Source organism: Acinetobacter uliginosus (genome assembly GCF_044130295.1).
Lineage (GTDB): Bacteria > Pseudomonadota > Gammaproteobacteria > Pseudomonadales > Moraxellaceae > Acinetobacter.
Window position 1 is genome coordinate 1 of the sequence record NZ_JBIQOC010000098.1, and the last position, 11,212, is coordinate 11,212.

An 11,212-nucleotide genomic window follows, 5' to 3' on the forward strand; every position below is an offset into this window, starting at 1 on the left:
CGGCAATAAACGCAGTTGAAACCATTGTCCTTTTTCTGGGGAAACCTTACGGTTACAGTCGATACCAAACATAAATCGAATACCATGTTTTCTTATGGTTTTTAGATTTCCAGTCGATGAATACCAACTATCAGCTGTAATGAATTGAATCTTTGCACCCCAACTGAGTACTTCACTTAACATATCCATAAAGTAATCATTCTTGGTTTTACCTTCAGATTTGTCATAAATTCGGAAATTAATTGGAATATTTTGACCATTTTGATCTGTCGCATACAAGGTAATGAGATTAATACCCTTGACGGATCGATGGTGTTTGCCTGACCAAAAATAGCTAACCAAGTCCATATGCTGACTATACGGTTTATCTAAAACAGTATCATCAATACTGAGTATAAGTTTATTATTATCAATATGTTGAATTGCTTCTTGATATAGGTCGTGAGGTGTGTAGTCTTCACGCTCTAGAAAGCGATTTACACTATCATGCGAGATGTTATAAGTCTCGGCAAGTTGTGTGCAGCTAATAGAGTTCGGTTCTGTCATGAGAAAGCCCATATAAATGGGTAGTGTACAAGTTGCTGTAGAAGCATTTTTAATTCGTCTGATCACAGATACTTTATAAAGTATTTTAATACTTTTTTGAATCCGTCAATGCGTAAGTCCTATATAATTAAAAAATAATTAAATTATTTAAACGATAATTTAAGTGTCCCATTATTTGAATGGGACTTTTCACTTAAAGATATTTATTAAAAAATGTTTTTTAATGATCCAGTTCCTGCAAAATTGCCAGATTAAATGCAGGAATATCATCTGGGCATCGTGAGGTGATCAAAGGCCAATTATTGGTATTGCATAGATGTACTTCTTCATCTAACCATTTGGCACCCGCATTTTCCAAATCTAACCGGATACTTTTATAAGAGGTTAAATTTTTATCTTTAATTCGCTGTGCATTGATTAAGGTCCATGGTCCATGACAAATAGCAGCAATCGGTTTGGCATTATCGGTAAAGTGCTGAATAATTTTATGAGCATCTTCATTTAAGCGTAACGTATCAGCATTTACTGTCCCTCCTGGGATGACTAAAATATCATAATCTTCTGGAGAGACTTTAGCCAAAGTTGTTTGTGGAGTGTAAGCCATTGCATGTTCTTTATCTCTCTTGACAGTTTGGACATCTTTTTGCTCTTCTGCAGCATGAATGACTTCAATTCCTTTAGATTGTAAAAATTCAATGGGTTTGATCAGTTCATCTTGTTCAACACCGACATTGGAAGTTATGAATAATGCTTTTTTAGTCATGTTAATGATCCTGAATCACTTATTTAAAATTCGACATTAGCAAAGTGACTAAATCAAGCTGTACATTTTTTAGCTTATTCTTGTTAAGGTTTGAAAATACTAAAAAATAAGCCTCATAGCTAGATGATGCCTATTTTATCTTATGAGGGGTGATTAACTTCTGTTTTAGCTTCCTGCTTATATCGTTTATTCTTTTTATTAGGGAAACTTCCTGTTTCCTGATGCTTTTAGCATAAATTTATGACTCAATATGCTGTAGAGGTTAATAAATATTTTCAGTGTAAGTCAAAGTAGACAACAAGATATTAATTAAATCTTAATAACCCTGATGAGTTAAATGAATATGATTTTTTATATAAAACAATAAAATAAGACCGATTATAGCTGTTTTTCCATCCAGATTTCACAGGCATGGCTATGTCCGGTGTTTCCCTTAGGTTGATCTAAATATTGAAAACCTAATTTTTCATAGAGTTTCACTGCTTGCCAAAGTTCCTTGGTGGTTTCCAGATAACATGATTGAAAACCATGCAGCTGTGTAAACTGAAAGGCTTTTGCTAAAAGTTGTTTGGCGAAACCTAAGCCTCGAACTTCAGGTAAAAAGTACATTTTCTGAATTTCTAAAATTGTAGAATCACCCTTTAAAGGTGATAAGCCACCGCCACCCAGAATTTTACCCTGTTGATTTTCAATTACCCAGTATTGGGCATTTGATTGCTGATAAACTGTATATAAATCATCTAAAATAGGATCGGCTACAGCAAAACCAGATTCAGGAGCAAGGCCAAATTCTTTAGAAACTTCACGAATAACCTGTGCAATTTCAGCATTGTCTTGGGGTTGAATAGGTCTGATCTGGTACATAAAACTCAATAAATAAAATAAAAGGAGATTGATTTTTATAACGCGATATCTAATAAAAATCCACCTTTTGTCCGGTTTTACGCGTAGAAAAAAGCGACAAATTTATTTTAATTCACTAGAATTTTTGCCTAACTCACGTCGAGCAATAATCAGTTGCTGAATTTGTTGAGTACCTTCAAAAATATCAAGAATTTTTGAGTCACGTGCCCATTTTTCTAACAATTCCTCTTCGTTATAGCCCACACTTGCTGCAAGTTCGACACATTTTAAAGTAATTTCATTACAGATACGGCCAGCTTTCGCTTTGGAAATGGAGGCTTCACGTGAGTTTGGTTTTTTATTATCTGCCATCCAGGCTGCTTTCATGGTGAGTAAACGAGCAGCTTCCCATTCTGCTTCCATGCGGTAAATCTGCGCAGCAATATGCGAGCTCTGTAGATAGGGAGTCTGGTAATTTTCATCTAACTGATCTTTGAAAATTTCCTTAACTCTTTCCAGAGATGCTTTGGCACATCCTACTGCCATAGCAGCAACCAGTGGGCGGGTATTGTCAAAAGTTTCCATAACGCCAGCAAAACCTTTGGCGACATCAATTTCAGCATGACCCAACAGATTTTCTGCAGGTACACGGCAGTCAATAAAGCTGATCACAGCCGTATCGGATGCTTTGATGCCCAGTTTATGTTCAAGACGTTCTACTTTCATTCCAGGTGTTCCTTTAGGAACGACAAAGGATTTAATTGCAGCACGGCCGAGTTTCTTGTCCAATGTTGCCCAGACTACTACAGCATCGGCACGCTCACCCGAGGTTACGAAAATTTTTTCACCATTTAAGATGTAATGGTCACCGTCTTTTGTCGCTGTAGTTCGAATAGCGGCAGAGTCTGAACCACAGCTGGGTTCCGTAATGGCCATGGCCGCCCATGTGCCTTTAAAGCGCTCCAGCTGTTCATCATTGGCAACAGCAGCAATGGCAGAATTCCCCAAGCCTTGACGCGGCATGCTGAGCAATAAACCGGTATCGCCATAGCACATTTCGATTACGCCAACTACCGTAGACATATTGACGCCATTTTTGTTGCCTGAATCTGCATAGCCACGTTTGCCCACTGCAGCACCGGCATTGATGCCTTCGCCACCATCATTCATGCCACCAATGAGTGAGGCGAACATGTCCAGTTCCTTGGGATAGCTGTGTTCAGCCTTGTCATATTTTCGTGAAATGGGGCGTAGTACATTTAAAGCTGATTCATGGGCTTGATCTATCAACATTTTAAATTTTTTAGGATTTTGTAAATTCATCTGCATCATTCCTTATTGGATAGATTAAGCATGTAAGCCTGAATACAAAATTGCAGTAGCACGTAAATCACGATACCAACGCTCAACTGGATGTTCTTTGGTAAAGCCATGGCCACCCAGAATTTGTACACCATCAGTACCAATTTTCATGGATTTTTCAGCACAAAGTAGACGTGCTAGATAAGCCTCACGATGGAAGGGGTTTCCTGCTTCAGCCAGGCTGGCCGCATTTAAAATCAGCATGCGCATGGCATCAATTTCAATAGCCATATCCGCAATCATAAAGGCGATACTTTGGCGATGTGAAATAGGTTCACTAAATGCAGTACGTTCATTGGCATATTGAATACAGTAAGCTTTGACTGCTTCACATGTGCCAACTGCCATAGCACACCACATTAAGTTTCCCAGATCTAAAAATGCCAGATAATCAAAGTCATCATCACTTAACAGTTCAGCAGGCGTATTATGGAATTTTAAGCTAACGGTTTCGGTTGCCTTTAGACCCATAGCCGGACTTTTTTGAGCCGTAATACTGCGATCACGTTTAACAATAAATACTTCTGGCGAGCCATTGAGCTCAGCATTGACCAGAAACAGATCTGCAGTTTTACCTAAAATCACCAAGGTTTTTTCGCCATTAATATAGTATTGCCCATTGATTGAACTGGCTTGGGTTTTTAATTTCAGTGGATTAAATGCAGGAGTGGCTTCCTGGATGGCAAAGGTGGCGTGTATCTCTGCATCATTTGCAAAGCTGGACAAATAGGTCGCCTGAACTTTTTCAGAACCCCATTGTGTAATGGCATTAATCACGCTAAAGGTTGAAAGTAATCCGGCAGTTAAGCTGAAATCACCTTTGGCCAAATGTTCTGCAACCAAAATATTGCTTAAAATATTTTTTTCGGTGGTCACTCCACCCAAGGTTTCAGGCAAAGCATAATAATTTAGTCCCAAGTCTGTTGCATGTTGCCAAAGCGTTGCAGGAAATTGTTCGTTATTGTCTGCCTGGGCTGCCAGTGGATAAAGCACTTCGGATGCAAACTGATCCATGGCATCACAGCTCATTTGCTGTTCTTCAGTCAAACTTAAATCAAAGAGTGATTTCGGTTGATTGGGCAAACGTTGCTTACTGACACCGGAGCTGGCTTTAAAAACTTTTTGGGTTTTGCTTAAGGTTTTAAAACCCATTTTTGAACTTTGATAGAGAGATTTTTCCAGAAATTTACGCAGTTTGAATTGATCAAGTACATCGCTACCCGCAATTCGAGTAATGAGTGATAGCCCAAGTCCTTGAGCTTTATTTACCATATTGGTCATTTTTGTCATCCATCGATTTTCGATTCTTTATATTTTTATGCTGACATGTGAATATCGAAATGACTATGTCATCGCTGACAATTAAAATTGACTTGGATAAACGGTTAAAAATCAGTTTAAATTTGATTAAATTATTGAATATTATTTATTTTATTATAAGTAAAACTTGGTATGAAAAATGAAAATTGACTAGAATGACAAGATATCATTCTAGTCTTTACACAGCTTATAGAAAATTCGCCACCATTTTCCGTACATTGGTTTTTGCATCAATGACGGTCATGAAGGTATAAGCACCAATGAATTTACGGCTAATAAACATAAACTCTTTAGGTGGCACACTGAAATAACGCGACGCCATCGATTTGGAAACACGTTGCATGACACGGCTATGAAGCTGGCTTTTTTTCCAGTCATAGCGCTGATTGGCATCCATCACACCTGCAGGTAAGTCTGGATTATTCATAATGCTGCTAAAGGCTTCGGTGGCTAATAAAAACACTTTAGCCATATCTGGCTTGATACTTTGCGGAATGGAATCAAAAAATTCATAGCCAGTCATGGCATGAACCATTTCATCGATATTGTGATCATAACCGGCTTTAATCAGGTTGCGGGCGACTTTCAGCAAATGTTCATCAAACTGGCGGATGGCCCCGAAATCCAGTAATACAATCTTGTCTTGAGCTTCTGCGCCATCTCCCAAGCGGACCAGATAATTGCCAAAATTTGGATCGGTCTGCATTTCTCCCCATTCAAAGATCTCACGAACGGCAATCTCGAGAGAGGCCTCACCTAATTGGTTACGACGTTCTTGAGGAAGAGAGAGCATGACCGGGCTGTTGATCGGCACTCCACGCTCAAAAGTCATGCACAGCACTTGGTCGGTACAATATTCATCCACAATTTGTGGGACGATATAACGAGAATCATCTTTTAAACGTTCGGCAAAACGGCGAGTGGTCGCGGCTTCAATCTTGTAATTGACTTCACGATGCATCATTTCACGAACTTCATCAAACCACTGATCAAATTCACGGGTTTGCGGCACCATACGGGTCAGTTTGAGCATGTTTCTAAACAGGCTCATATCTGAATCAATCGCATCAGCGACGCCCGGATACTGAATCTTTAATACAATTTCCAAACCATCTGAGTTGCGTGTGGCGCGGTGTACCTGGGCTAAAGAGGCTGTGCCCAAAGGTTCACGGTCTATGGTCAAATCATGCAGCTTAGAGCCAAGTTGCTGTTCCAGTTGTTGTTTGATGGCCGGCCATGCAAGTGCAACAGTCTGATTGTTTAAGGTATTTAAAGCTTGGGTAATTTCTTCAGGTAAAAAATGCTCGCCATAGAGTGCCATCATTTGCCCGATTTTCACAATCGAGCCTTTCAATTTACCGATTTCAGAAACTAGATAGTCAGCTTGTTCCTTCATGGCTTTTTTACGTTTTTTTTCTTTTTCTGCTTCGCTTGAAAATATGGTGGTTGCACTTGATGCAGCCCAACGCGTTCCTGCGAGTAATGATGCTTTAGCGATAGATAAGCGTCGATCCATGGAAGAGGTTTTAAGTTGTTTAAGCTTATCGTTCTGATTTGACATTAAACAAAATCCTTTAATCAGCAAGTCGCAGAATATTTAATTGTAACGGATATTACCGTTTATTCACGTATTAAAAAAGTTCAACATGCTGAATGGAGAGTAAATATGTTTAATTTAATTTATTTTCCATCAAAATATAATAGGGTGCTTAACTAAAATCACTATTCAGATGGACTCAAGCTTCAATGCTGGGTTGGTATTTACATCCGAAATTGAATTTTGATATCACCTTTTTGCTGTAACAATTTTTTATTGTCTTGAATGTATTTAAAAATCATGGCCTGAACCGTATCGTGCTGAAAGCCTAGTGCATAACCTTTAACAATAACGATACTCGGCAAACTAAAAAACAGATATTTGGCATCATCTTCTGATGGGCTGCTATGAATTGCCTGTTCCAGTAGTGTTTGTTGAAAGAATTTTTTTTCCCTCTGTACCTGTACAGAATTGGTATCATTCCAGTAGTTTTCACGCATCGCCATTAAATTATTGTGTTTGTAGCTCATAACAATAAAAATATTTTGTAGAAAAAGAATTGAAAATATATGGGGATATTTTAGCCAGATTCAATATGCAATATGAATGATTTTTTTTGAGTGGTGGAATAAATGATCGGGTTATAGGAATTTGCACATGATTGATGTAGTATCACGGCATAAACACAATAATAGTATTTGATATTAAGTCTTTTAGGGCAGGGGAATATTATGCGATTGGCAATATCAGTGATGCTGAGTCTGGCTGCTTTTTGGTCAAATTCAGTTTTAGCTCAAGGCTATTCTGACGAATATAATAAATGTCTCAACACTTTTTATGGTGAAATTGGAACAGTCAAAAAGTGTGTCGACAAAGAACTGAAAAATCAGGAAAAACTTTTAAATAAAGCGTATAAGGGCTATATAAATAAGAATGTGGTTAATCAAAGTAGTATCGAGCAACGGCATAAACTTTGGCTTAACCGTGTAGATCAAAAATGTTATTTAAAAGTAACGTCTGCCTATATGGCCGTTAAACAATCCAAGTGTGTACTCGAAATGATAATGGAGCGTACTTACTATTACCAGACTAAATAAATTCACCCTAGATATTTGTTTTTAATCTGGTCGAAACATTATAAAACCCCACAAAACAAGGTATCATAAGGCGTTTTAAAAATTGACCTTGGAGATGCCTTAAGTGGATCAACTGACTATTAGCCCTGAACATTTACAGGAAGCCGCTGAAAACCTAAGCACAATTCGCGATTTTATCCGTTTTGGTGTTTCAGCTCTACGTCAATACGATGCACACTTAGGTCAAGGTACAGAAGATTTTTTTGCTGAAAGTTCGGCTTTGGTTCTGCAAACACTGGCATTGGACTGGAATGCCAACCCGGAAATTTTAGATGCGAAATTGCTGCCAAGTGAAAAAGCAGAATTTATCAGCTTGCTGGAACGCCGCATTAACGAGAAAGTGCCAACCTCTTATTTATTAAATCTGGCTTATTTCTGTGGCAAACCGTTTTATGTCGATGAACGTGTACTGATTCCACGTTCTCCAATTGCTGAATTGATTAATCAGCGCTTTGCACCTTACTGCCTGGATGAACATGGCCAGATGCGTGAAGCTTTAAACAATCTTCCGGAAAATGATCAGCCACAAACTCCGCGTCGTATTTTAGACATGTGTACCGGTTCAGGCTGTATTGCAATCGCTCTGGCTTATGCATTCCCGGAATCTGAAGTGGATGCAACGGACATTTCTAAAGAAGCTTTAGAAGTGGCTTCTATTAACGCTGAACATCACAACATGCAATATCAGGTTGCATTGATGGAATCCGACTTATTTGCAAAAATTCCTGCTGAGAATCAATATGATTTAATCGTATCTAATCCTCCGTATGTGGATGCGGAAGATATGGCGGATTTACCTGCAGAATTCTTGCATGAACCTGAGCTTGCACTTGCAGCAGGTCAGGATGGTCTGGATCTGGTGCGTAAAATGCTGGCACAAGCAGCGGATTACCTGACTGAAGATGGCTTGATTGTCATTGAAGTGGGCAACTCTGAATGGGCGATGAAACAGAACTTTAATACTGTAGATTTCCATTGGCTCACTTTCCAGAATGGTGGTTCAGGCATTTTTGCTTTGACAGCAGAGCAGTGCCGTAAATACCGTGATTTATTTGTACAATCTGTTCAAGCATAAGGAGTTGTCAACATGGCAGGTAATAGTATTGGACAACTGTTCCGTGTAACGACTTGCGGTGAATCTCATGGCGTTGGCCTGATGGCGATTGTCGATGGGGTACCACCAGGGATCGAACTGACTGAAGCAGATTTACAAAAAGATTTAGACCGCCGTAAACCGGGGACTTCTAAATTCGCAACCCAGCGTAAAGAACCGGATGAAGTCGAAATCATTTCCGGTGTCTTTGAAGGTAAAACCACAGGTACATCGATTGGTTTACTGATTCGCAATACCGACCAGAAATCGAAAGATTATGGCAATATTGCGCAAACATTCCGCCCAGGTCATGCGGATTACACCTACACGCAAAAGTATGGTTTCCGTGACTATCGTGGTGGTGGTCGCTCAAGCGCGCGTGAAACGGCTATGCGTGTGGCTGCGGGTGCCATTGCCAAGAAATTCCTGTTTGAAAAATTCGGTATTGAAATCCGTGGTCACGTGACCCAGATTGGTACTGAAAAAGCTGAAAAACTGGATTGGAATGAAGTTCCAAATAATCCATTCTTCTGTGGTGATGTGGATGCCGTACCACGTTTTGAAGCTTTAGTGACTTCATTACGTGAACAAGGTACCAGCTGCGGTGCGAAGCTGGAAATTCTTGCCGAGAATGTGCCTGTGGGTTGGGGTGAGCCGGTATTTGACCGTCTGGATGCAGATATTGCGCATGCCATGATGTCTATTAATGCTGTTAAAGGCGTTGAAATTGGTGATGGTTTTGCGGTTGCTGAACAGTTTGGTCATGAATCACGTGATGAATTGACCACAGCTGGCTTTTTGGCAAATCATGCTGGCGGCATTCTGGGTGGAATCTCAAGTGGTCAAACCATTCGTGTTGCAATTGCGCTGAAACCAACTGCAAGTATTACCACTCCGGGTAAAACCATTAATATCGATCGTGAAGATACCGATGTATTGACCAAAGGCCGTCATGACCCGTGTGTAGGCGTGCGTGCAACTCCGATTGCTGAAGCGATGTTTGCCATTGTACTCATGGATCACTTCATGCGTCATCGTGCCCAGAATGCCGATGTAGTTGCGCCGTTTACTCCGATTGAGCCTAAGTGAAGAGTAAAGTACACTGCTTTGCCCGAATGCAGTAAGTGATCTGCTTTTTATGATTCAATAAAAAAACCAGACATCAAGTCTGGTTTTTTTATTGCCTGATTTTTTATCTATTATTTGTGGTAATTTCTATGAAACAGAAATTTTTAGAAAACAATGAAAGCATTAAAATATAGACTGGCAAATGCCAATGATGTTGAAGTTCTTGTTGCGTTGATCAATCAGGCCTATCGTACCAATACAGGTTCTAGCTGGACCAGTGAGCAGCATATTATTGCTGGAGACCGGATTAATGCCCAGCAGCTAAAGCAAACCTTGGCACAAGAGAATTTTTATCTGTATATAGCTGAAGTTATAGAAGATGGGCAAATGCATTTAGTGGCATGTATCGGCTTAACTTTTCAGCAGAATAGTGTGGAAATAGGCACTTTTTGTGTAGCTTCAGCTTGGCAAAATCAGGGTATTGGCAAACATGTTTTAAAATATGCTGAGAAAATGGCAGTAGAACACTTTCCTACATTAAGTCATTATGAAATGTGGGTGCTGGATAGCAGAAAAGAGCTGATTCAATATTATGCACGGTGTGGTTATGCTAAAACGCAGTATACTGAACCTTATCCCATTCATGCCAATGTAGGACAACCGTTGATTGATTTGCAATTACAACAGATGTCAAAGTCAGTGCTGAGAGGTATAAGTTAAGCACTCAAAAAAGTACATAACCTTAAAATAATAGCCTAAGCTATATCATTTAACTAAACTGGTTTGAATTTCAAGTATTTGAAAAATATGTCTATTCATAGTGTGATAACAGTGCTTAACAAATAAATGAATTTAGTGCTCGCACATGGTATAAAAATTGCTCATATTAATATAAATAATTATTGCAGGAGAGATGTTCTTCTGTGAACACGCCGAAGGAGCAACGACCCCGGAAACTCTCAGGCAAAAGGACTGTAATAATTTTAAAAATCTGGAGAGAAGCATAGAAAAATATATGCTCACCGAAGGGGATGGTCGGCGTTATTGATTATAACGATGTGATCGAAGCTCTCAGGTAACCATGACAGATGGGGCGCATAGAAATGTAGATCTACATTTCCAAGGAGTGTGCTATGTGTCATATTGTTGTGATTGGATCAGGTATTACGGGTGTTACTACTGCCTACGAGCTCGCCAATTTAGGCTATAAAGTCACGGTTTTGGATAAGCATTTGTATCCTGCCATGGAAACTTCATTTGCCAATGGCGGACAACTTTCTGCCTGTAATGCAGAGGTCTGGAATCAAAAAGCCACCGTACTGAAAGGTATTAAGTGGATGTCCAATAAAAATGCACCATTATTACTCAACCCATCTTTTGATCTGCATAAATATGGCTGGTTAATGGAGTTTCTAGGTAATATTAAACATTATGAAACCAATCTCTGTACACGACAAATTTCATAGGATCCTTGTCCTATCAGGCTTTTTCTTTCTTAAAATTGCTAGCACTTTCTTAAATTCTTCTTTTTTTCCAAAACCAAT

General features: G+C 39.3%; 11 protein-coding genes, 1 pseudogene and 1 riboswitch. Of the genes and pseudogenes, 5 read left to right on the forward strand and 7 right to left on the reverse strand.

The genetic code is table 11. The features are described from left to right. The 7 genes from ACE01T_RS15330 to ACE01T_RS15360 form a co-directional block, all read right to left on the reverse strand. Nucleotides 1-612, reverse strand: a 612-nt coding sequence (locus ACE01T_RS15330) for an IS701 family transposase (protein ID WP_395519617.1), incomplete at its 3' end; no start/stop codon positions are given. A gap of 154 nt (nucleotides 613-766) precedes the next feature. Next, nucleotides 767-1,309, reverse strand: a complete 543-nt coding sequence (locus tag ACE01T_RS15335; RefSeq protein WP_180043949.1) for a type 1 glutamine amidotransferase domain-containing protein — start codon at nucleotides 1,307-1,309, stop codon at nucleotides 767-769. Between the two features lie 378 nt (nucleotides 1,310-1,687). Beyond that, nucleotides 1,688-2,173, reverse strand: a complete 486-nt coding sequence (locus ACE01T_RS15340; RefSeq protein WP_180043951.1) for a GNAT family N-acetyltransferase — start codon at nucleotides 2,171-2,173, stop codon at nucleotides 1,688-1,690. A gap of 102 nt (nucleotides 2,174-2,275) precedes the next feature. Further along, complete coding sequence (locus ACE01T_RS15345) at nucleotides 2,276-3,475, reverse strand: acyl-CoA dehydrogenase family protein (RefSeq protein WP_180081639.1); 1,200 nt, start codon at nucleotides 3,473-3,475, stop codon at nucleotides 2,276-2,278. A gap of 24 nt (nucleotides 3,476-3,499) precedes the next feature. After that, a complete protein-coding gene (locus tag ACE01T_RS15350) occupies nucleotides 3,500-4,786 on the reverse strand; it encodes an acyl-CoA dehydrogenase family protein (protein WP_180043979.1) in 1,287 nt (428 codons plus the stop codon). A gap of 235 nt (nucleotides 4,787-5,021) precedes the next feature. After that, entirely contained in the window at nucleotides 5,022-6,395 is a 1,374-nt protein-coding gene (locus ACE01T_RS15355; RefSeq protein ID WP_180043954.1) for an ABC1 kinase family protein, read from the reverse strand. A 200-nt stretch (nucleotides 6,396-6,595) separates the two neighbouring features. Beyond that, nucleotides 6,596-6,901 carry a hypothetical protein gene (locus ACE01T_RS15360; protein ID WP_180043956.1) on the reverse strand — a complete coding sequence of 102 codons (306 nt, stop codon included), beginning with the start codon at nucleotides 6,899-6,901 and terminating at the stop codon, nucleotides 6,596-6,598. A gap of 201 nt (nucleotides 6,902-7,102) precedes the next feature. On the opposite strand from ACE01T_RS15360, the gene ACE01T_RS15365 reads away from it, so the two are divergent. From ACE01T_RS15365 to ACE01T_RS15385, 5 genes and pseudogenes are all read left to right on the forward strand, one after another. Continuing rightward, nucleotides 7,103-7,468 (forward strand): lysozyme inhibitor LprI family protein, encoded by a 366-nt coding sequence (locus tag ACE01T_RS15365; protein WP_180043958.1) that lies wholly within the window; start codon nucleotides 7,103-7,105, stop codon nucleotides 7,466-7,468. Nucleotides 7,469-7,571: 103 nt separating this feature from the next. Next, on the forward strand, nucleotides 7,572-8,582 hold the full coding sequence (gene prmB / locus ACE01T_RS15370) for a 50S ribosomal protein L3 N(5)-glutamine methyltransferase (protein WP_092819696.1): 1,011 nt from the start codon (nucleotides 7,572-7,574) through the stop codon (nucleotides 8,580-8,582). A 12-nt stretch (nucleotides 8,583-8,594) separates the two neighbouring features. Then, nucleotides 8,595-9,689: a chorismate synthase gene (gene aroC, locus ACE01T_RS15375; RefSeq protein WP_180043960.1), complete on the forward strand. Its 1,095-nt coding sequence runs from the start codon at nucleotides 8,595-8,597 to the stop codon at nucleotides 9,687-9,689. A 153-nt stretch (nucleotides 9,690-9,842) separates the two neighbouring features. Further along, nucleotides 9,843-10,388, forward strand: a complete 546-nt coding sequence (locus ACE01T_RS15380) for a GNAT family N-acetyltransferase (RefSeq protein ID WP_180043962.1) — start codon at nucleotides 9,843-9,845, stop codon at nucleotides 10,386-10,388. A 175-nt stretch (nucleotides 10,389-10,563) separates the two neighbouring features. Beyond that, a riboswitch (glycine riboswitch) is annotated at nucleotides 10,564-10,653 on the forward strand. Nucleotides 10,654-10,801: 148 nt separating this feature from the next. Continuing rightward, nucleotides 10,802-11,110, forward strand: a pseudogene (locus ACE01T_RS15385) (FAD-dependent oxidoreductase); the annotation flags it as partial. Nucleotides 11,111-11,212: the final 102 nt, after the last annotated feature.